Genomic DNA, 20,660 nt, shown 5'->3' with positions numbered 1-20,660 from the left:
ATGCGCCGTATTACTTATCTTATCCCTGCCGTGGTTGTCGTCTTCGGCCTTCTCTCATCCTCGATCTTCGTGGTGGATGAACGCGAACGCGCATTGGTGCTTCAGTTCGGTCAAATCCGTCAGGTCATTGACGAGCCGGGCCTGAACTTCCGCGTGCCGATCATCCAAGAGGTGATCTATTACGAAGACCGTATCCTGTCGCTCGATACGGCGGCTACGGAAGTCACGCCTTCCGATGACCGTCGTCTGGTTGTGGACGCTTTCGCCCGCTACCGGATCACCGACACGCGCGTGTTTAACGAACGTGTAGGCACGGGCGGAATTCGCCGTGCGGACGACCTGATCGAAGACATCCTGAACGACCGTATTCGGGCGGTTCTTGGTGCGGATGGTGTGACCTCCAACACGATCCTATCTGATGAACGGGCCGGTTTGATGCAGCAGATCACGCTTCAGGCGCGGGCCCGTGCGGCCTCGCTCGGGGTGGAAATCCTTGATGTGCGGTTGAAGCAAACCAACCTTCCGGCGCAGAACCTTGACGCGACCTTCGCCCGTATGCGGGCCGAGCGAGAGCGGGAAGCCGCAGATGAGATCGCCCGTGGTGAAGAGGCCGCGCAGCGTATCCGCGCGACCGCCGATCGGACGGTGGTAGAGCTGGTTTCAGACGCCACCCGAGAGGCCGAGATCACCCGTGGTGAGGCCGACGCCGAGCGGACCCGCATCTTCGCCGAGGCCTTTGGCCAAGATACGGAGTTCTTCGACTTCACCCGGTCGCTTACCGCGTATGAGCGGGCCTTGGGCGACAACGCCAGCTTCGTCATCAGCCCCGATAGCGAGTTCTTCGAATACTTCGATGGCTCGGCCCTTGGCGGCGGCAACTCTCTGACGCCAGCGGCAGAGTAACCGGCCCATGGGGCTGGCGATATTGATGGGCCTTGGCATGGTCCTTGTGATTGAGGGGCTGGTGTTCGCACTGGCCCCTTCGCGTTTGGAAGACCTACTGCGCGCCATGCAGGCGGTCCCGCCCGAGGCGCGGCGCCTGATCGGCCTATGTGCCGTGGCGGCGGGGGCGGTGTTAACCTCTTGGGCGGTGAGCTCGCTGTAAACGCCGGTTTCTGTGCCTTTACGGGAATTAGACGTTGGTCCGCGCACAACTCCGTGCAAACCTTGGGGCAAGGGACGCTGTTCACGCCCATGTGACATTCCGCGAGGCAAGGGTTGGGAAACCCGAACTTGAAACCACGCTGAAGAACCCAAATTATAATAAGAGGACAGCGGCGCCTGTCCGCCGGTTTTGCAGGAGGCCTTTTACCGTGACGACCCATTCAAGACTCTCCCTTTCCCCCCAACAACAGAACCGCAATCGTCCTTATGCGCGGCCACAAGCCCGCCCCCAGGTACGGGCCCGCGCTATCGCCGCGGCTCCCCCAAAAATCCATGAAGCCCGTTTCGCTGTCGGGGCCTTGCTGGCCCTTCTGGCGGCCTTTGCCGTGGCTCTTTCGGCGTTGCCGGCGCGGGCGCAGAACGCGGGCTTGCCCGGTTTCGCGGATTTGGTGGATCAAGTCGGTGACGCGGTGGTGAACATCACGACGTCCTCGGTCGTGGCAGGGCGCACCGGCGGCCCTGCGCCGGTGGTGCCGGAAGGCTCCCCGCTGGAGGACTTTTTTAACGACTTCCTTGGTCCCGATGGCGGCGGAAACGGTCCCGCCCCGCGCCGTAGCCAAGCGCTCGGCTCAGGTTTTGTGATTTCGGAAGACGGATTTCTGGTGACGAACAACCACGTCATTGAAGGCGCCGATGAGATTATGATCGAATTCCGCAACGGCGTTGAATTGCCGGCAGAACTAGTCGGCACCGACCCGAACACCGATATTGCGCTGCTGCGTGTGGAAAGCGATGAACCGCTTCCCTTTGTGCCCTTTGGCGTCGCCTCCGATCATCGCGTGGGTGACTGGGTGATGGTCATGGGCAACCCGCTGGGGCAGGGGTTCTCGGTCTCGGTTGGGGTGGTTTCGGCGTTCGGACGCTCTCTTTCGGGCACCTATGATGACTTCATCCAGACCGACGCGGCGATTAACCAAGGTAACTCCGGTGGTCCTCTATTTAATCTCGATGGCGAGGTGATCGGCGTAAACACTGCCATTCTGTCGCCTACTGGCGGCTCCATCGGGATCGGCTTTGCGATGTCCTCGGATGTTGTGGTGAACGTCGTGAATCAACTGCGCGAATTCGGCGAAACCCGCCGCGGTTGGTTGGGCGTGCGTATCCAGGATGTGACGCCTGAAATGGCTGAGGCTCTGGGCCTAGATGAAGCCCGTGGCGCTATGGTCACCGATGTGCCTGACGGTCCGGCTCTGGAAGGCGGCGTAGAAGTGGGCGACGTGATCTTGTCGTTCGACGGCAATGAGGTGCAGGACACCCGCGGTTTGGTGCGGGTCGTCGGCGATAGCACAGTGGGCGAAACCGTCCGCATGATGGTGTTCCGCGATGGCGGCACCGAAACCCTGCGCATCACCCTGGGCCGCCGTGAAACGGCCGAGGCCAGTGCCACACCAGATGCCGATGGCGAAACGCCAGAAGCAGCACCTCCTGCCGTTGTGCTTGGCATGACCCTGACGCCCCTGACCGATGCCATGCGGGCCGAGTTGAACGCGGCCAATGTGGCCGGTGGTCTGGTTATCACGCAGCTTGATCCGGTCTCGGATGCGGCTGAAATGGGCCTTCAGGTGGGAGATATCATCACCGAGGTCACGCAAGCGCCCGTCACCACGGTGGCCGATTTCCAGCAGCGTATTGAGGCTGCCGACGCGGCGGGGCAGGAAACGATCCTGCTGCTGATCCGCCGCGATGGGAACCCTCGGTTCATGGCGCTGAGCATCAAGGATTGATCCTCGGCTGATCCCCGTTCTTGCAAACAAAAGCCCCCGGCAGTGGATATCCTGCCGGGGGCTTATTGCTTTTGGTAGGGCCCGCGTGCCTTAGTTTTGGGCGAGCTCTGGGTCCCAGACCGATAGGCCCAGTTGGCGGGCCGCGGCCAATGACAGCACGCCGCTATCCAGCCCCTGGGGCTGCTGATAGGCCCGGATCGCATTGACAGTGGCACGGTCCATCACGCCGCTGGCCGCCCCCGCGAAGTGACCTCGCGCGCTCAGCGCCCGTTGTAAGTTGGCAATATACTCGACGTTACCCTCCATCGCGCAGGGGGTCTCAAACCATGTCTCGGTGCGGTCCTCGATAATACGCTGCTCTGTCGCGGTCACGAAGACGGCGGGGCGGCGAACATTGCCGTCTCGGTCCAATTGCTCGGGTTCTACCATGATCTGCTCGGTCACGGTTTCGATCACCGCGGGCTCGATCTCTCGGCCATAACAGCTTTGGGGATCGGCGTTCGGTGGCCCAAGCCCGCGCGAGACCTGCACCCCGCCAGAACCGGAGTTGGTGGAGGGCGCAATCACCGACGTAAAACTCTCGCCCTCAGGCGAGGTCGATTGACACGCGCCAAGGCCAAAGACGCCGGTGACAGCGGCCAGAAGAAGTGATTTGTGCATGGGACTGCTCAACGTCCTGATTATATTTTGCCCTATGGTAGCGGAAAACGGGGCCTCAGGAAAGCGTTACGGCTGTAGGGCGGCGGGCGGCGGCTGATGTTGGGTCAGCAGCTCATCCAACAGGGGCGAGATATCCTCCACATGCTCGGCCACCACATGGGTCACGTCCGAGTCACGCTGAATGCGCCCGGTCACCCGCAACAGACGCCCCGAAATCACCGCGCGGCGATACTTCTGGAACAGTTTCTGCCAAACGACGACGTTGCAGACGCCGAATTCATCCTCCAGCGTGATGAAAATAACGCCCTTCGCCGTGCCGGGGCGTTGGCGTACCAGCACAAGCCCCGCCACCGTGATCCGCGCCCCTTCCGGCGGAAGGTGCAGCAGGTGGTGCGGAAGGCACGAGGGCGGGCGTGGCCAGCTGGGGGCGTGAGTAATAGGTTCCATGTAGGAACAAAAATAGAACATAACGGTGTGAACGCAAGGGGACGCTTTCGTGCTGGAAAGGCGGAGGCGGGCGTATTACCTAGTTGAAGAACCGAAATTCAGGGACGGACCATGGCCAAGATCACTTACATCGAACACAACGGAACCAAACATGAGGTCGAAGTCGCCACTGGCATGACCGTCATGGAAGGCGCGCGTGATAACTCCATTCCAGGGATCGAGGCCGATTGCGGCGGCGCCTGCGCCTGCTCCACCTGTCACGTCTATGTGGACCCCGCGTGGGTCGAGAAACTTCCCGCCATCGACCCGATGGAAGAAGACATGCTGGAATTTGCCCATGAGCCGGACACAGCCCGGTCTCGTCTGACCTGCCAGCTGAAAGTGACTGATGAATTGGACGGTCTGGTCGTGCAAATGCCCGAAAAGCAGATCTAAGCCCCAATGGCGCCGCGTCTGCCACCTTCGATTAGGAAAGGGCGCATGCGCGGCGCGTGGATGGGCCTGGGTTTGGGGCTAGCGTGGTCAGGCGTGGCGCTTGGATGCACCGTACCGCCCCATGTGGCGACGCAAATGCCCGATACCCTTAGCGTACCCTTCTCGGACGGTAGCCTCGCTTGGTACGACGGTCCCACGACACGCTACGCCCACGGCGTACTCGGCGACAGCATCGAGGCCACGCGCCTGCACGCTTACGCCACAACGGCCCAGACACCCTGTGGCGACCAGTCCATTACCTTGCCCTCCGAATTGGTGTTTGAGGATACGGCCCCTCGGCTTGCCGATGTGGACGGCGACGGCACGCCCGAGATCATTGTGGTCCAAAGCCACCAACGCCTCGGCGCCCAACTCGCTATCTACCGGTTCTCCGACAACGGTGCGGGTATGGACCTTCTCGCCTCGACACCCTTCATCGGGCGCTCCAACCGATGGCTATCTCCCGTTGGGATTGCCGATCTGGATGGCGACGGCACTGTAGAAATCGCCTACGTCGACCGCCCCCACCTCGCGCGCACCCTGCGCGTCTGGCGCTTCACCCCCGCGACGGCCACCGACGCTGCTCACTTGCGCGAACTGGCTTCCGCCCCAGGCCTGACCAACCACCGCATCGGAGAAAGCTTCATTACCGGAGGCATCCGAACCTGTGGAACCGCACCGGAAATGATCACAGCCAACGCCGACTGGACCCTCGTGATGGCCACGCGCCTCTCCTCCGGCGCCCTCACATCTCGTGCAATCGGCCCCTTCTCCCTCTCCGCCACAGCCGCTGCCCTCTCTTGTTCCCAATGACCTCCCCCTTCATCTTGGCCAATACAACTCAATCCCTCACCTTCAACCCTCGCCACCTTTCGAAATAAAGCGCCAACCCTCCCGCTCACACTTCCTGCCCTTGACTTAACGGGGCTTGCCCTGTCTATCCGTCCCGCACACCACACCATGCTTACCACCGCCGGAGATCTCCCGATGCACGCCTATCGCAGCCATTCCTGTGCCGCCCTGACCGCCGCCAATGTTGGCGAGACGATCCGCCTTTCGGGTTGGGTGCATCGCCGCCGTGACCACGGTGGGGTGATCTTCATCGACCTGCGTGACCACTTCGGCATCACCCAGATTCTCTGCGATCCCGATAGCCCCGTGTTCTCCGAAGTCGAAAAGCTCCGGGCCGAGTTCTGCGTGCGCATCGACGGCGTCGTAAAAGCCCGTGCGCCCGAGCTGGTGAACGAGAAACTGCCCACCGGTGAGATTGAGGTCTATATCCGCGACCTCGAAGTCCTCGGTGCGGCGGCTGAGCTGCCCTTGCAGGTCTTCGGCGACCAGGAATACCCCGAGGAAACGCGACTGAAGTATCGCTACCTCGATCTGCGTCGAGAGAAGATGCAAAACAACATGATGCTGCGCTCGGATGTGGTGTCGAGCATCCGCAAACGGATGTGGGAAAAGGATTTCCGCGAGTTCCAGACGCCGATCATCACGGCCTCCTCTCCGGAAGGCGCGCGCGATTTCCTCGTGCCGTCCCGTCAGCACCCCGGCAAATTCTACGCGCTGCCCCAAGCGCCTCAGCAGTTCAAACAGCTGCTGATGGTCTCGGGCTTCGACAAATACTTCCAGATTGCGCCCTGCTTCCGCGATGAAGATCCGCGTGCTGACCGCTCGCCCACCGACTTCTACCAGCTCGACCTGGAAATGAGCTTCGTGGAGCAGCAAGATGTCTTCGACACGATCGAACCGGTCCTTCGCGGCGTGTTTGAAGAGTTTGGCGAAGGCGCATCCGTCGATCAGGATTGGCCGCTCATCAGCTACGCCGACAGTGCGCTGTGGTACGGCACCGACAAGCCCGACCTGCGCAACCCGATCAAGATGCAGGTCGTGTCCGAGCATTTCGCGAGCTCCGGCTTTGCCATCTTCGCCAAGCTGCTAGAGCAGGAAGGCACGCAGGTTCGCGCCATTCCCGCGCCCAAGGGCGGGTCTCGCAAGTTCTGCGACCGGATGAATAAATTCGCCCAAGAACAGGGCCTGCCCGGCATGGGCTACATCTTCTGGCGCGATCAGGGCGAGGGGATGGAAGCCGCCGGTCCTCTGGCGAAAAACATCGGGCCAGAACGGACCGAAGCGATCCGCCAACAACTTGACCTTGGCGTCGGCGATGCGGCCTTCTTCCTTGCGGGCAAGCCTTCTCAATTCGAGGCCGTTGCAGGCCGTGCGCGCACAGTAATCGGTGATGAACTCGGCCTGACCGAACAGAACCGCTTCGCCTTCGCTTGGATCGTGGACTTCCCGATGTACGAGGCCGATGAAGAAACCGGCAAGATCGACTTTTCCCACAACCCGTTCTCGATGCCACAAGGCGGGCTAGAGGCGCTGAACGGTGACCCTCTGACAGTGCTCGGCTACCAGTATGACCTTGCCTGCAACGGGTATGAACTGGTCTCCGGTGCCATCCGTAACCACCAGCCCGAGATCATGTTCAAAGCATTTGAACTGGCGGGCTATGGCGCCGACGAGGTGCGCAAGCGCTTTGGCGGCATGGTTAACGCCTTCCAATACGGCGCTCCGCCCCACGGTGGGTGCGCGGCAGGGATCGACCGCATCGTGATGCTTCTAGCGGATACCGCGAATATCCGTGAGGTGATCTTGTTCCCGATGAACCAAAGGGCCGAAGACCTGATGATGAACGCGCCGTCTGATCCGATGTCGGATCAATTGATGGAGCTTGGCCTGCGGGTCATACCGCAGGACTAAACCGCGCCTGCGACGGCTTGGATACGACCCGACAATATCGCGCGCAGCGCCGCGCGGTCTGGGGCGCCGAGAGTCTCTGTCATGTCATGGGCATGCGCCTCTAGCGAATTGTCCTTCACGGCGCGCGCCAAGCCGATCAGAAACCGTCTTAGGTAGCTGACGGGCGGCCTGTCTAACGCCAGCAGGTCCATGGCGTGGCTCAGGTCTTCGCGTAGGGCGAGCGGATCGGGGTCAACGCTGACGATATTGGCCTCTCGCGGGCCTGAGGGGCGCTGCGCATAGGGCAGGTGGGCCAGGATCGCGGCCTGATAAGCGGCGACGGTGGAGACCGGCTTGGCAATGAACCCATCGGCACCGCACGCCAGAACGGCGGCTTCAGATGCCTCCCTCTCTGCGCCAGAGGTGCCCAAGATCACTTGGACGCGGGGCTTCGTCTCCGCCATGGATTTGATCAGATCCAGCCCCGAGCCATCGGGCAGCCCAAGGTCAACGATGGCGACCGTGGGGGAATAGACGTTCAAATGCCGCTCCGCCGATGCCAGACAATCGGCCCGTCGCAAACGGGCGCCGGAACGCAAGCTCATCAGCCTAATCGCTTCAGACGCATATCGGCTGTCTTCAACCACAAGGATCGTGATCCCCAGAAGAGGGCGTTCTGCCGTGGGCTGAGGGCGAAGTTCAAACTCCGTCAATCGGTCATCCATCGCTGCTTTCCATTGTGAGAACGCGATTCCTTTCGCGCCCTCACTTTTTGGCACACTTAAGGTTTATGATCGGTAAACGCGGACCCTGATGCGACATCGCCTGTCCTTGCCTTGGTAGTCCCGCCGCGCCATATCCGTGGGAACGCTAGATAAACGGAAGCTCCCATGATCGGACGCCTTAACCACGTTGCCATCGCCGTGCCGGACCTCGACGCTGCGGCTGCGCTCTATCGTAACACCCTTGGGGCCGAAGTGGGCCCGCCCCAAGATGAGCCGGACCACGGCGTTACGGTTATTTTCATCACCCTTCCCAACACCAAGATCGAGCTTCTCTACCCCCTTGGGGATAACTCACCCATTGGTTCGTTTTTGGAAAAGAATCCGGCTGGAGGCATCCATCATATCTGTTATGAAGTTGAAGATATCCTAGTCGCACGAGACAAGTTGAAGGCCGATGGTGCCCGCGTTCTGGGCAGTGGGGAGCCGAAGATCGGCGCCCATGGGAAACCCGTCTTGTTCCTGCATCCCAAAGACTTCACCGGCACGCTGGTCGAGTTGGAGCAGGTCTGATGGGGGTAGTTACCGGGATCGTTCTTTACGCCGTGATCTGGTTCATGACGCTGCTGATCGCGCTTCAGGTGCGTGTCACCAGCCAGGATGAGGCGGGCGAGCGGGTGGCAGGCACCCACGGGTCCGCCCCCGCCGATGCGCAAATGAAAAAGCGTGTGATCTGGACGTCCATCGTTGCGGCGGGCATCTGGGCCGTCATCGCCTCGATCATCATTTTTCAGCTGATCTCGCTGGAAGATATTGACCTCTTTACCCGCTTCGGGATGGGGTCGTCGGCGCCGCGTTAAGCATGTGGTAAAGGTGCGTGAACGTGGCTGCCCCAAGGATCGGGACCAGCAAGTTCACCACTGGGATCGTCAGCGGCACCGCCATCAAAACGCCCGCGGCGAACAAAGTCGGCCGGTTGCGCTTTCGGAACGCCGCAGCACCCGCCGCAGATTCGCGGCGCAGGGCAACCATTTGCCCGTACTCCCGCCCTAACAAGACGCCGTTCACGACCCAGAACAGGATCGGCGCAAGAGGGGCGAAGATCAGGTAAAGGATCAGTGCCACAAGGTTCACTAGCGTCAGAACCCCCAGAAATTTCGCAACATCTACAAGGGCTTCGCCAATTGACAGGCCGCGCGATGGGGGCAGACCCTTGTAGTGTTTATCCTCTACCGCGCTGGCCACGCGCTCCAGAAAAATGCCCATGAAAGCCGAGGCGACGGGCACCATCAGAAAGATAGATAACACCAACATCAAAGGGATGCCCGCGATCGTCAGCGCATCGTCCACCCATGTGATTTCACCAATCCACGGCAGCGAGAAACTGTCCGGCAGCATCCACCCGATGAACAGCGCGAAGGCGCCGTAGAATGCCACCAGCAGGCCGACGGTCAGGCCGATGCCAAGGGCCAGCACGCCGATGAAGCGGCTATCGGTCAACTGCCGGAGGGATTTGAAAAAAGCGTCTAAAATCATGTGTCTACCCAGGTGGTCAGCGCGTCGGTGTCAGGGCGAGGGCGGTCGGGTGGAACCCGGACCTCATTGGCAATGTGGATATAGCCCGCGACGGTTTCATGGGGGAAAAGCTGCAAGCCCTGCGTCAGAAAGGGCCGATCCGTCGCGCGCCACCCCGTCAGCCAGACAGCACCCCAGCCCGCCGCCAATGCGGCGTTCAGGAGCGACAGGCAACACGCGGCGGCAGAGGCATATTGCTCCACCTCGGGTACAATCGGATGGGGTTTGGGGCTGGAAATGACGGCCACAATCATCGGGCTCTCGCGAAATCCCGTGACATCTTTGGCAAGCCGTTTGGGATCAATGCCCAAAGCTTCGCCCCGTGTCTGCGACAAGTCTGCAAGGCGTTGGCAGGCCTCTGCCTTCAGTACGATAAAGCGCCACGGCTCCAGCTTGCCGTGATCGGGCACGCGACACGCGGCGTTAAGAAGCGTCGTCAGCGTCCCGTGATCCGGAGCGCGATCGCCCAACATCCGCGGCGGACGAGAGCGGCGCGACAACAGAAACTCCAGGGCTTCTGGCTTTGACGTAAGGGGGCGCGTGGGCTCGGACATGCACAGCATTTCGGGGGTGGTGGCGGGAAGATCAAGCCTTAACGGCTCAATATCCTCCCGCCGGCTGCGTTAGTCCGCGTCTTTCTTGGCGGCCGCCGTCTTCTTGGGGGCCGCTTTCTTCGCCGCGGGCTTCTTTGCCGCGGGTTTTTTCTTTGGGGCGGCCTTTTTCTTTGCCGCTGGCTTCTTCTTGCCAGACTTTGCTGCCCTCTCCTCGATCAATTGTACCGCTTGATCCATGGAAATTTCTTCTGGATCAATGGTTTCGGGGATCGTGGCGTTGACCTTATCCCACTTCACATAGGGGCCGTACTTGCCCTTCATGACGTTGACCGGCCCGCCCGCATCGGGGTGTTCGCCCAATTCACGCAACGGTTTCGCGGCTTGGCCCCGCGCCCCCCGAGAGGCGACTTTCTCGGCCAAAAGCTGCACGGCACGGTTCATGCCCACAGTGAAAACCTCGTCCAACCCGTCCAGATTGGCGTTGGTGCCACCCCGGTCCGAGGTGCTTTCGGCGTGCTTCAAATAAGGGCCGTAGCGCCCGATATTGGACCAGACCATCACGCCATCTTCGGGGTGCGGCCCGATTTTGCGCGGCAGGGACAGGAGCATCAACGCGCGCTCCATCTCCAGCTCTTCCGGTGGCCAGTCCTTGGGAACCGACTGGCGCGGCGGCTTCTTGTTTTCTTCCGTTACGGGGCCGCGCTGCACATAGGGGCCGAAACGGCCCTTGAAGACGCGGATTTCGTCGCCTTGATCTTCGCCCAACAGCTTGCCTTCGGGCGGGATGGCGGATGCTTCCGCCTCGGGATTTGGCGGGCCGAAGGGGCGCGTGTAGCGGCATTCGGGATAGGCAGAGCAGCCGATAAATGCCCCACCCGCCCGCGCAGTGCGCATGGACAGACGTCCCAGCCCGCAGTTGGGGCAAAGGCGCGGATCTGTGCCGTCGCCGGGGTCAGGGAACAGATGCGGCTCCAGCACCTCGTTAATCTTGTCCAACACCTCGGTGATGCGCAGCTCGGAGGTCTCATCAATAGCGGCGTGAAAATCCTTCCAGAACCGCTCCAGCACATCCTTGTAATGGCGGTCACCGGCGCTGACTTCATCCAGCTGATGCTCTAGATCGGCGGTGAAGTCATATTGCACGTAGCGGTTGAAATAATTGGACAAAAACACCGTCACCAGACGGCCCTTGTCCTCTGGAATCAGGCGGCCCTTGTCCTTCAGCACGTAGCCACGGTTCTGGATCGTATCCATGATCGACGCATAGGTAGAGGGGCGCCCGATGCCGAGTTCCTCCATCCGTTTCACCAGTGTCGCCTCGGTGTAGCGGGGCGGGGGGGCCGTGTGGTGTTGTTGGCCCAGAACCGCGCCCGATGCAGCCATAATTGCGCCCTTGGAGCGTTGCAGATCGCCGCTGTCGTCTTCCACCACATCATCGCCGGAGAACTTGGCGTAGTCCGCAGCCAGCGCTTGCGCCGTCGGTGTCAGCGAATCGCCCGCGTGGACCTGCGGCAGGCGCTTGCTGTCTTCGTCGTCGCCCACATCGTCGCGGCCTTCCTCGTAAACCTTGAGGAAGCCGTCAAACAACATCACCTGACCCGTCGCGCGCAGCTCCACGTCGCGATCGTCCGAGGCGATGGTCACGGTCGTACGCTCAAGACGCGCGGCTTCCATCTGGCTGGCAATCGTGCGCTTCCAGATCAAGTCATAGAGCCTACGCTGATCCTCTTCCGTCAGGCTCAGATCACTGGCTGCCTTGGTCATGTCGGTGGGGCGCACACATTCGTGGGCCTCCTGGGCGTTCTTCGCTTTGTTCTTGTAAATCCGTGGCTTGGCGGGAACGTAATCGTCGCCGTAACGATCCTTGATCGCCCCACGCGCCTGATCTACGGCTTCGGGCGCCATGTCGATCCCATCGGTCCGCATGTAGGTAATGTGGCCCGCTTCATACAGGCGCTGAGCCGTGCTCATCGCTTGTTTCGCTCCCATGCCCAACTTGCGCGAGGCTTCCTGTTGCAGGGTCGAGGTCATGAACGGCGGCGAAGGATTGCGGTTGGCTGGCTTGGCCTCCACATCCGCGACGCTGAGTTTGCGAGAGGACACGGCCTTTACCGCAAGGCCCGCTTCGGCAGCGGAGGGCAGGTCGTAGCGGTCCAGTTTCTTGCCACCCAGAACGGTCAGGCGGGCCTCAATGGATTGCCCACGCGGGGTATCGAGAACGGCGCGCACCGACCAATATTCGCGGGGACGAAACGCCTCGATCTCCATCTCACGCTCAACCACAAGGCGCAGGCAAACCGATTGCACCCGGCCCGCAGATTTCGCGCCGGGCAACTTGCGCCACAGAACGGGCGACAGGTTGAAGCCCACCAGATAGTCCAGCGCGCGACGGGCCAGATAAGCCTCAACCAGCTCCATATCCACTTGGCGCGGCTCGGCCATCGCTTTGGTGACGGCATCCTTGGTGATCGCATTAAAGGTCACCCGGCTGACGGGAGTGTCTTTCTTGATCGCCTTGCGCGATGTCAGCGCTTCTTGCAGGTGCCAAGAGATCGCCTCCCCCTCGCGGTCGGGGTCGGTCGCGAGGATCAAGGCGTTGTCTTCTTTTAGCGCGTCCACGATCGCTTTGACGTGCTTTTTGGAATCACTTCCGATCTCCCACTTCATCTCAAATCCGTCGTCGGTATCGACGGAACCGTCCTTGGAGGGCAGGTCGCGGACGTGACCGTAAGAGGCAAGGACAGTATAGTCGCTGCCTAAATACTTGTTAATTGTCTTGGCCTTAGCTGGGGATTCGACAACGACAACAGGCATATTTTGATCACTTTCGAACGGAATGGGACTGGCGGCGGAACATGTGGGCGCTTGGGGTAAGATGTCAATGCGCCACGCCGCATGTATATTGTGACGATGAATTGAGGAGGCGCGATATGCGAATTCGGCTTGGGTTAATAGCTTCAATTTTCTTCAGTTTGTCCGGTCTATGCCTCGCGGCACCCTTTGAGCCGCCCAGAGGTTCGGAGTTGCGGGCAGAGCTGCTGAACACCTTTCGCCCCCTCGCGGCGTTCGATCTGGGTGCGCCGATAGAATTTCGCGTGCTGGAGTTGTCGGTGGACGGCGACATAGCCTTTGCGCGGTTGATGGCACAGCGCCCCGGCGGGGCAGAGATCGACATGGCCGCGACGCCGATGGTTCAGTGGCGGTACGTGGATCCGTTTGAGGTCGATGGCCCAAGGTTCGAGGTGTTTTACGTACAAGAACGCGGTCACTGGCAGGTGGTGGAATACGGGTTGGGATCATCGGATGTGTGGTGGTGGGGATATCGCTGCGACGTGTTCGGTAGTTTGTTGCCGCGATATGGCTGCTAACTGGCGCTGATCATGCCCCCCGCTGTCCGAGTGACACGGCCAGACATTTCCAAAACCGCTAATGCCTGCGCCAATTCGCGCGGGCTTGCCCCCAGATCTCGGATGATCTGATCCTCGGGTACGGGCGTTGGGCCTATGTGGGAGAGAATCTGCGCCTCCCAACCGCCGTCGGGACGTTCTGGGGCAGGGGCGGGTTTCTGGAAGTCCTGTGCCATGGCAGAGGCACTGTTGAGCGGTTGCGGCGGGCTGCCAAGGGCCTCGATCACATCATCAACGCCCCGGATCAGGGTGGCGCCATCGCGCAGCAGGATATTGGCGCCGGAGGCCCGGCTATCCATTGGGTGGCCGGGGACGGCCATGACCTCCCGGCCTTGATCGGCAGCACACCGCGCGGTGATCAGGGATCCAGACCGCGCGGCTGCCTCCACCACAATCACGCCTTGGGCAATCCCCGAGACGATACGATTGCGGCGCGGGAAGTGACGCGCTTGGGGGTGCAAACCAAGGGGTTGCTCGGACAGTAGCAATCCCTTGTCCGCGATTTTCGCTGTCACTTCCGTATTCTCCGTAGGGTAGACGACATCGACACCACCCGCGAGGACGGCGACGGTGCCGGTTTCAAGACTGGCCGTGTGGGCGATCGTGTCGATGCCTCGCGCAAGGCCAGACACAACGGTGAATCCAGCCTCCCCAAGCTCTGCCGCCAGTTTCCGCGTCATTCTGGCCCCAAGGCTAGAGGCATTGCGCGTCCCCACAAGCGCCACGCAGGCCCGCGCTATCAGGCTGACACGACCAATGGCCCAGATCACAGGCGGCGCATCCGATATCTCGGCCAGCGTCGCAGGGTAATCAGGGTCGCCCAAGCAGATCATCCGCGCGCCAACCCGCGCCGCGGCCCGCAGTTCCGCCTGAACGACGGCCTCTGGGCAGACTTCATACTTCTGAACACCCGCCGCGGCAGCCACCTGAGGCAAGGCGTCCAACGCGGCAGCGGCGCTGCCGTGTTCAGCAAGCAATCGCAGGTAGGTAGCGGGGCCGACCCGCCGCGACCGAATGAGGCGCAAGCGTAGCAAGCGGTCATCGTCGCCTTGGGCGGGCGGGGGCGTATAGGCCACAGGGGCGTCGTGAAACGCGGCATCAAACCAATCGTTGGGTTGCTGCGTTTCGGCCCATTGGCCTGCCAGAGGAGAATCGGGTGCTGTCCACATGCCCTCAGGCTTGCGCGGAGTCGTTAACGAAGCCTTAATAAAGGGCGTCAAACACGAAGACTCTTTGCCTAAAGTTAGCTGGAAGGCGTGATTAGGGCCTCTGGGCAAAGCCAGCGCGTCGCAATCCACATGATTGCCCCATGCACGAGGCTGACGGGAACAAACACAAACATCGCGTCGATCGCCTCGGATGTGGGCTCAGACCACTGCATGAAGGCACCGATTCCCAACGGGGCCAAGATTGCCACGATCAGCGCTGTCGCCCACCCGGCCACCCCAAACCGCATGGCCCATGCCCCTACCAAAAGCGCCAGAGGTACCAACATGATGCCCGCCAAAGGGGCCAGCAGCATCATACCGCCAATCGTCGAGACAATAGTCCAAGGGCTGTCAAAATTGTTGGGCTCATACCCGTATAGTGCCAAAGCAAAAATCAGCCCCCCAATCAACGTAGGGGCGAGCCAGGTAATCGCCCCGATCAGAACGACCTTCTGAGCGGTCAACAGGCGATGGCCAAAGCGACGACTGCGGAAGATGGGGGAAAAGAAGCTCATGATCTTGCTTTCCTGTCGCGCAGGTGCGCCATGCCATGGGCGAGCGCGCAAAACGACAGCCCGTAGGCTGTGCCGAGCGCGACGCTCAGGCCCATAAGTTGCGGCTCAGGCCCGCCAAGAAGGATACCAGCCATCGCGCCGAAACCCGCACCGCCCGCAATCGTTGCACGCCAGCCGTTAATCTCATGTCGATTTGCGAAATGTGCCAAGATCAGCGCGAAGGGCAGGGCGAAATGGCACAAGATGCCGGCCAAGACCATCAGCCCCGTGGGCACGGGGCGGGCGGTGCGTATGGGGGCAATGCGGCCCATCGGTTAAGCTGCGGAGCCGCCAACCGTAAGGCCACCGATCAAAAGCGTCGGTTGCCCCACGCCCACTGGCACCCATTGGCCTTGCTTGCCGCAATTGCCCATTCCGGGGTCCAGCGCCATGTCGTTGCCGATGGCGCGGATGTGTTGCAACGCGGTGGCGCCGTCGCCGATCAGGGTGGCGCCTTTGACGGGCGCGCCCACCACGCCATTTTTTACCCGGTAGGCTTCGGTGCAGGAGAATACGAATTTGCCGTTGGTAATATCCACCTGACCGCCGCCAAACCCGACCGCATAGATCCCGTCTTTCACGTCAGCCACGATGTCGCCGGGGGCCACGTCGCCGCCCAACATGTAGGTGTTGGTCATCCGCGTCATGGGCGCATGGGCATAGCTTTCGCGCCGTCCGTTGCCGGTGGGCGCGACCCCCATCAAGCGGGCCGACTGGCGGTCCTGCATGTAGCCCACCAGCACGCCGTCCTCGATCAATGTGGTGGCCTCCGAAGGTGTCCCCTCATCATCCACCGAGATCGAGCCGCGCCGATCCGGGATCGTGCCGTCGTCAAGCACCGTCACCCCCTTAGAGGCGATCCGCTGCCCCATCAGCCCTGCAAAAGCGCTTTGTTTCTTACGGTTGAAGTCCCCCTCCAGCCCATGACCAATGGCCTCGTGCAGCAAAATACCGGGCCAACCGTTGCCCAAGGCGACGTCCATGACGCCCGCAGGCGCGGGTTCCGCGCTTAGGTTCACGACGGCCACACGCAGAGCTTCACGCGCGGTGGCTTCCCAATGTTCGCGGGTCATCAAACCGGTCAGGCCAACACGCCCGCCGCCGCCCGCCGAGCCGGATTCGCGGCGGCCGTTCTCTTCGACAATGATCGACACATTCAGGCGCACCATCGGGCGCACATCACTGACGCTGCCGCCTTCAGGGCGCAAAATCACCACCTCCTGGTGGGATGCCGCCATCGAGGCGCTGACCTGCACCACGCGTTTATCCAAGGCACGCGCGTAGGCATCAATCTCGGCCAACGTTTCTAGCTTCACGCCAAATTCCGCGCCCGCCATGGGGTCTTCATCGGTGTAGAGCCTTTCGTTGGTGCCGCGCGGCGCATCGGCCATAGTGCCGCCGCCATCGCCTACCGCAAGGCGCGTGGTTTCTGACGCGCGGAGCAATGCAGCCTCGGAGATTTCGGTAGAATGCGCGTAGCCAGCGACTTCCCCTTTCACCGCGCGCAGGCCAAACCCCTGCACCGCATCATAAGAGGCGTTCTTTACGCGACCGTCGTCAAATACGAGAACTTCCGAGCGGCACCGCTCCAGAAAAAGCTCTCCATCGTCGGCACCCTGGGTGGCAGAACGCAGCACCCGCAGGGCGGCGGCCTCTTCAAGATGGGTCTCAAACGGACGGAAGGGCGTGGCGTCAGACATTTAGGGCTCCTTAAGGTCGCTCTCTATATAGTGTGTTTCGAGCCGGGTGCGACACCCCGTCTCAACCAATAGGTGAGACAATTTAGGCCACTGCCTTGTGTGACACGGCGCTATATGGTCTGGCACAGCGTGAACAGATGACGGCACCGCGGCTTAGGGCATTGCGCCCTTTGGGGAGCGGACCGGACGGACAACAGGACAGACCACATGGCAATTCGCAAGACGCTCAGCGGCGTTATGGCCGCACTTGGCGCAACCTTCACCGCCACGATGGTGGCCGCGCAGACCACCGGAATGCGCGATGGGCTCGAGATTCGCGGCGCACCGATTCCCGGCGGGATTGATTTTCAACCCGGCGTGACCGATGGCGCACTGGATATTCGGGCGCTCGATGATTTCTTGCTTTGGATTGCAGGGCTGATCACACTCTTCGTGCTGGCGCTGATGGTCTATTCCGCGATCAAGCATAACGCGAAGGCAAACCCGACGCCTGCGTCCTTCACACATAACACACGGATCGAAGTGGCTTGGACGATCGTTCCGCTTATTATCCTAGTGGTGATTGGCGCGTTCTCCCTTCCGGTACTGTTCCGTCAGCAGACAATCCCTGATGCGGACGTTGTCGTTAAGGCGACGGGTTACCAGTGGTACTGGGGCTATGAGTACCCCGAAGAAGGCATCTCCTATGACAGCTTCATGCTGGCCGAGGATGAGCTGGCTGAATTCGGCTATTCCCGGGATGAGTATCTGCTGGCAACTGACACAGCCGTTGTTGTGCCAACAGGTCAGCGCGTTGTGGTTCAAGTAACAGCGGCGGACGTGATCCATTCTTGGACAATCCCCGCGTTCGGCGTGAAGCAGGACGGCGTGCCCGGTCGCTTGGCTGAGCTGCACTTCCAGGTGAACCCCGGCGAAGAAGGTATCTACTTCGGTCAGTGTTCCGAACTGTGCGGCGCATCCCACGCCTATATGCCGATCACGGTTTTCGCTGTGACACCGGAAGAGTATGAAGCATGGCTGGCCGGTGAAGCGGCAGAGTTTGCCTCCCTCGACGGTGCGCGTGCTCCTCTGTACCTAGAGCTGGCAGCGGCGGAGTAAGCCCGGATCATGAGCGATTTTGCTGCACAAACTACACCCGAGCCCCGCGAATACGACGCGGGGTTTGGCGATTATTTCGCGCTGCTCAAGCCGCGTGTGATGTCGCTTGTGGTGTTTACGGCGCTGGTCGGCCTGCTGGTCGCGCCGGGCGGCACGTCGCCGATGATCGGATTTACCGCGATCTTGTTTATTGCGTTGGGGGCAGGGGCCTCGGGCGCGCTGAATATGTGGTATGACGCGGACATTGATTCCGTGATGCAACGCACCGCCAAACGGCCCGTGCCTGCAGGCAAAGTCCCCGCTGGTGAGGCGCTGACCTTGGGGCTGTGGCTGTCGGCCTTGTCGGTCGTGATGCTTGGCTTGGCGACCAATTGGGTCGCGGCGGGCCTTTTGGCCTTCACGATCTTCTTTTACGCGGTCGTCTATTCCATGTGGCTGAAACGCTCCACGCCTTGGAATATCGTGATCGGCGGCGCGGCGGGTTCTTTCCCTCCGATGATCGGATGGGCTGCGGTGACGGGTGATATTACCATCGCTTCGGTTCTGATGTTTGGGCTTATTTTCATGTGGACGCCCCCGCACTTCTGGGCCTTGGCGCTGTTCATGAAGGGCGATTACCACAAGGCGAACGTGCCGATGCTGACCGTGACCCATGGTCGCCGTGAAACGCGTCGTCAGATTTTGATCTATACCGTGCTGCTGGTGCCTGTGGCGCTCGGCCTTGTGCTGACAGATGTGGCCGGACCAATCTATCTGGTCACTGCCGTCGTGCTGAACGCGCTGTTTCTGAAAGGCGCCTACGACATCTGGAAGCGCGAAGAAGCGCAGGCCGAGGCTGACAACTACGCGGTCGAGCGTCGCGTCTTCAAATTCTCGCTTCTGTATTTGTTCCTGCATTTCGGCGCTTTGTTGCTGGATGCAATCTGGAGGCTGATCTGATGGCCGAGGGTAAGGGGCTCACCGAGACCCACGAAATCCACAAGCGCCGTTTGGGCCGTAACGTTGGCACAGCTTTGTGCCTTCTGGGGTTCTGTGCGATCGTGTTTGGCCTGACCATTGCCAAAGTGCGCGAAGGTGGCTTGCTGGAAGCCAGTGACCACGTGCCACGCGCCTCGATGCTTCCGATCACGGAGGAAACGGAGTGAGCAATACGCCGCAAAAGATGGACCCGAAGACCAAAACCGTGCTGCAATTGTGCGGCGTGGTGGTTTTCATGGGGTGTCTGACGGCAGCGGCTGTTCCTTTCTATGATTGGTTCTGCCGGGTCACCGGCTTTGGCGGCGCAACGGTTACGGCCGATGCGGGCAGCGAAACGGTTCTCGATGACATGATCCGGGTGCGGTTTGACGCCTCGACCGCCAGCGATATGCCTTGGGAATTCCGCCCCGTGGTGCCGCATATGGATATTGCAATCGGTGAGACGGGCCTTGCGTTCTACGAGGCCTATAATCCCACCGACCGCCCGATTGCCGGGACCGCAAGCTACAACGTTGCCCCCTTTGTCACCGGCGGCTACTTTGTCAAAATCGCCTGCTTCTGCTTTGAGATGCAGGTGCTTCAACCCGGTGAGCGGGTTGAAATGCCCGTCACATTCTATGTCGACCCCGAGATCCGCAATGATCCCGAAACCGTCGGCACGCCCGCAATCACCCTGTCGTATACGTTCCACGTAACCGACATGCCCGAAGACTACGCCGCCCTAGAGGCGGAGAATTAAGATCAGTCCGGAGAACCAAATGGCCCACGTAAAACGCCACGATTACCACATCCTACCGCCGTCGATTTGGCCGCTTATGGGCGCCGTCGGCGCGTTCGCCATGTTGTTTGGCGCGGTGAACTGGATGCACTCTGGCTCCCCTTGGTTGTTCCTCGCGGGCTTTGTTGCCGTGCTCTACGTCATGTTCGCTTGGTGGTCCGAAGTCGTGACCGAAAGCGGAGAGGGCGATCACACACCCGTCGTGCGCATCGGCCTGCGCTATGGCTTCATCATGTTCATCATGTCGGAAGTCATGTTCTTCGTGGCGTGGTTCTGGGCGTTCTTCAAACATACGATCTACTCGATGGATACCTATGAGGCGTCCACCTACATCCCGCCAGAGATCCACCAGGTTGACCCGTTCCACCTGCCACTGATCAACACGCTGGTTCTGCTGTTGTCGGGCTGCCTTGTGACTTGGGCACACCATGTGCTGGTCCACGGCGGCGCACGCAAAGACATTGAATATGGCCTGCTTGGCGCCGTTGTTCTGGGCCTTGCGTTCACCGGTTTGCAAGCGTTCGAGTATTGGGAACTGATCGCCCATGAAGGCTGGCAGTTCGGCGGCCCCGATGGCGACCGTTTCTATTCTACCTTCTTCATGGCCACGGGTTTCCACGGCTTCCACGTGGTAATCGGGACGATCTTCCTGTTCATCTGCTACCTGCGCGTGCGCAAGGGCCACTTCACGGCAGAACAGCACGTGGGCTTTGAAGCCGCAGCTTGGTACTGGCACTTTGTTGACGTGGTGTGGCTGTTCCTCTTCGTGGCGGTTTATATCTGGGGCCAGTAAGAACTGGCGAGGTTGGACGGGGGAGGCGTCGGAGCCCACCCGCCCACCCCTCCGACGCCTCCCCCGCGCCTTCTCGGAAGTT

At 60.9% G+C, this 20,660-nt stretch carries 24 protein-coding genes; 14 read left to right on the top strand and 10 right to left on the bottom strand.

Annotation, left to right across the window (positions count from 1 at the left end):
• The 3 genes from K3728_13715 (at position 1) to K3728_13705 (ending at position 2,888) form a co-directional block, all read left to right on the top strand.
• Positions 1-903 (top strand): protease modulator HflC, encoded by a 903-nt coding sequence (locus K3728_13715; GenBank protein UWQ94750.1) that lies wholly within the window; start codon positions 1-3, stop codon positions 901-903.
• A gap of 7 nt (positions 904-910) precedes the next feature.
• Positions 911-1,105: a DUF2065 domain-containing protein gene (locus K3728_13710; GenBank protein ID UWQ94749.1), complete on the top strand. Its 195-nt coding sequence runs from the start codon at positions 911-913 to the stop codon at positions 1,103-1,105.
• Positions 1,106-1,412: 307 nt separating this feature from the next.
• A complete protein-coding gene (locus K3728_13705) occupies positions 1,413-2,888 on the top strand; it encodes a Do family serine endopeptidase (GenBank protein ID UWQ97562.1) in 1,476 nt (491 codons plus the stop codon).
• A 90-nt stretch (positions 2,889-2,978) separates the two neighbouring features.
• Here the strand turns inward: K3728_13705 and K3728_13700 are convergent, their stop codons facing one another.
• Positions 2,979-3,548, bottom strand: coding sequence for a peptidoglycan-binding protein (locus K3728_13700; GenBank protein ID UWQ94748.1), 570 nt, complete (start codon positions 3,546-3,548; stop codon positions 2,979-2,981).
• Positions 3,549-3,614: 66 nt separating this feature from the next.
• Entirely contained in the window at positions 3,615-4,016 is a 402-nt protein-coding gene (locus K3728_13695) for a hypothetical protein (protein ID UWQ94747.1), read from the bottom strand.
• Positions 4,017-4,106: 90 nt separating this feature from the next.
• On the opposite strand from K3728_13695, the gene K3728_13690 reads away from it, so the two are divergent.
• From K3728_13690 to aspS, 3 genes are all read left to right on the top strand, one after another.
• Entirely contained in the window at positions 4,107-4,430 is a 324-nt protein-coding gene (locus tag K3728_13690) for a 2Fe-2S iron-sulfur cluster binding domain-containing protein (protein ID UWQ94746.1), read from the top strand.
• Positions 4,431-4,436: 6 nt separating this feature from the next.
• The gene (locus tag K3728_13685; GenBank protein ID UWQ94745.1) at positions 4,437-5,282 is read left to right on the top strand and encodes a VCBS repeat-containing protein; all 846 of its coding nucleotides are present in this window, start codon (positions 4,437-4,439) and stop codon (positions 5,280-5,282) included.
• Positions 5,283-5,456: 174 nt separating this feature from the next.
• On the top strand, positions 5,457-7,232 hold the full coding sequence (gene aspS, locus K3728_13680) for an aspartate--tRNA ligase (protein ID UWQ94744.1): 1,776 nt from the start codon (positions 5,457-5,459) through the stop codon (positions 7,230-7,232).
• Here the strand turns inward: aspS and K3728_13675 are convergent.
• The gene (locus tag K3728_13675) at positions 7,229-7,936 is read right to left on the bottom strand and encodes a response regulator (GenBank protein UWQ94743.1); all 708 of its coding nucleotides are present in this window, start codon (positions 7,934-7,936) and stop codon (positions 7,229-7,231) included. The genes aspS and K3728_13675 overlap by 4 nt on opposite strands.
• 165 nt (positions 7,937-8,101) lie before the next feature.
• Between K3728_13675 and mce the strand changes: the two genes are divergently transcribed.
• Both mce and K3728_13665 read left to right on the top strand, forming a co-directional pair.
• Positions 8,102-8,506, top strand: a complete 405-nt coding sequence (gene mce, locus K3728_13670; protein UWQ94742.1) for a methylmalonyl-CoA epimerase — start codon at positions 8,102-8,104, stop codon at positions 8,504-8,506.
• Complete coding sequence (locus K3728_13665) at positions 8,506-8,793, top strand: DUF1467 family protein (GenBank protein ID UWQ94741.1); 288 nt, start codon at positions 8,506-8,508, stop codon at positions 8,791-8,793. Before mce ends, K3728_13665 begins: the two co-directional genes overlap by 1 nt.
• On the opposite strand, the gene K3728_13660 is transcribed toward K3728_13665, so the two are convergent.
• From K3728_13660 to topA, 3 genes are all read right to left on the bottom strand, one after another.
• Positions 8,756-9,469, bottom strand: coding sequence for an EI24 domain-containing protein (locus tag K3728_13660; protein ID UWQ94740.1), 714 nt, complete (start codon positions 9,467-9,469; stop codon positions 8,756-8,758). The genes K3728_13665 and K3728_13660 overlap by 38 nt on opposite strands.
• Entirely contained in the window at positions 9,466-10,062 is a 597-nt protein-coding gene (locus K3728_13655) for a nitroreductase family protein (GenBank protein UWQ94739.1), read from the bottom strand. The genes K3728_13660 and K3728_13655 overlap by 4 nt, the downstream gene beginning before the upstream one ends.
• A 69-nt stretch (positions 10,063-10,131) precedes the next feature.
• Complete coding sequence (topA, locus tag K3728_13650) at positions 10,132-12,876, bottom strand: type I DNA topoisomerase (protein ID UWQ94738.1); 2,745 nt, start codon at positions 12,874-12,876, stop codon at positions 10,132-10,134.
• Between the two features lie 116 nt (positions 12,877-12,992).
• Here topA and K3728_13645 point away from each other — a divergent pair, with 116 nt between their 5' ends.
• Positions 12,993-13,430 (top strand): hypothetical protein, encoded by a 438-nt coding sequence (locus K3728_13645; protein UWQ94737.1) that lies wholly within the window; start codon positions 12,993-12,995, stop codon positions 13,428-13,430.
• Here the strand turns inward: K3728_13645 and dprA are convergent.
• The 4 genes from dprA to tldD all read right to left on the bottom strand — a co-directional run bounded on the left by dprA (position 13,427) and on the right by tldD (position 16,931).
• Positions 13,427-14,638 carry a DNA-processing protein DprA gene (gene dprA / locus K3728_13640; protein UWQ94736.1) on the bottom strand — a complete coding sequence of 404 codons (1,212 nt, stop codon included), beginning with the start codon at positions 14,636-14,638 and terminating at the stop codon, positions 13,427-13,429. The genes K3728_13645 and dprA overlap by 4 nt on opposite strands.
• A 74-nt stretch (positions 14,639-14,712) precedes the next feature.
• On the bottom strand, positions 14,713-15,192 hold the full coding sequence (locus tag K3728_13635) for a hypothetical protein (GenBank protein UWQ94735.1): 480 nt from the start codon (positions 15,190-15,192) through the stop codon (positions 14,713-14,715).
• Complete coding sequence (locus tag K3728_13630; GenBank protein UWQ94734.1) at positions 15,189-15,503, bottom strand: hypothetical protein; 315 nt, start codon at positions 15,501-15,503, stop codon at positions 15,189-15,191. The genes K3728_13635 and K3728_13630 overlap by 4 nt, the downstream gene beginning before the upstream one ends.
• A gap of 3 nt (positions 15,504-15,506) precedes the next feature.
• The gene (tldD, locus tag K3728_13625) at positions 15,507-16,931 is read right to left on the bottom strand and encodes a metalloprotease TldD (GenBank protein ID UWQ94733.1); all 1,425 of its coding nucleotides are present in this window, start codon (positions 16,929-16,931) and stop codon (positions 15,507-15,509) included.
• Between the two features lie 207 nt (positions 16,932-17,138).
• On the opposite strand from tldD, the gene coxB reads away from it, so the two are divergent.
• The 5 genes from coxB to K3728_13600 are packed head-to-tail and all read left to right on the top strand — an operon-like array spanning position 17,139 to position 20,578.
• Positions 17,139-18,029 (top strand): cytochrome c oxidase subunit II, encoded by an 891-nt coding sequence (gene coxB, locus K3728_13620; GenBank protein UWQ94732.1) that lies wholly within the window; start codon positions 17,139-17,141, stop codon positions 18,027-18,029.
• A gap of 9 nt (positions 18,030-18,038) precedes the next feature.
• Positions 18,039-18,968: a heme o synthase gene (cyoE, locus tag K3728_13615; protein UWQ94731.1), complete on the top strand. Its 930-nt coding sequence runs from the start codon at positions 18,039-18,041 to the stop codon at positions 18,966-18,968.
• Entirely contained in the window at positions 18,968-19,174 is a 207-nt protein-coding gene (locus K3728_13610) for a hypothetical protein (GenBank protein ID UWQ94730.1), read from the top strand. Before cyoE ends, K3728_13610 begins: the two co-directional genes overlap by 1 nt.
• A 17-nt stretch (positions 19,175-19,191) precedes the next feature.
• Entirely contained in the window at positions 19,192-19,746 is a 555-nt protein-coding gene (locus K3728_13605; GenBank protein UWQ97561.1) for a cytochrome c oxidase assembly protein, read from the top strand.
• Positions 19,747-19,765: 19 nt separating this feature from the next.
• Entirely contained in the window at positions 19,766-20,578 is an 813-nt protein-coding gene (locus K3728_13600) for a cytochrome c oxidase subunit 3 (protein ID UWQ94729.1), read from the top strand.
• Positions 20,579-20,660 lie beyond the last annotated feature (82 nt).

This window comes from Rhodobacteraceae bacterium M385 (assembly GCA_025141835.1).
Taxonomy (GTDB): Bacteria; Pseudomonadota; Alphaproteobacteria; order Rhodobacterales; family Rhodobacteraceae; genus Gymnodinialimonas.
The sequence above is the reverse complement of the archived record's forward strand: the minus strand, read 5'-3'. Positions and strand labels throughout refer to the sequence as shown.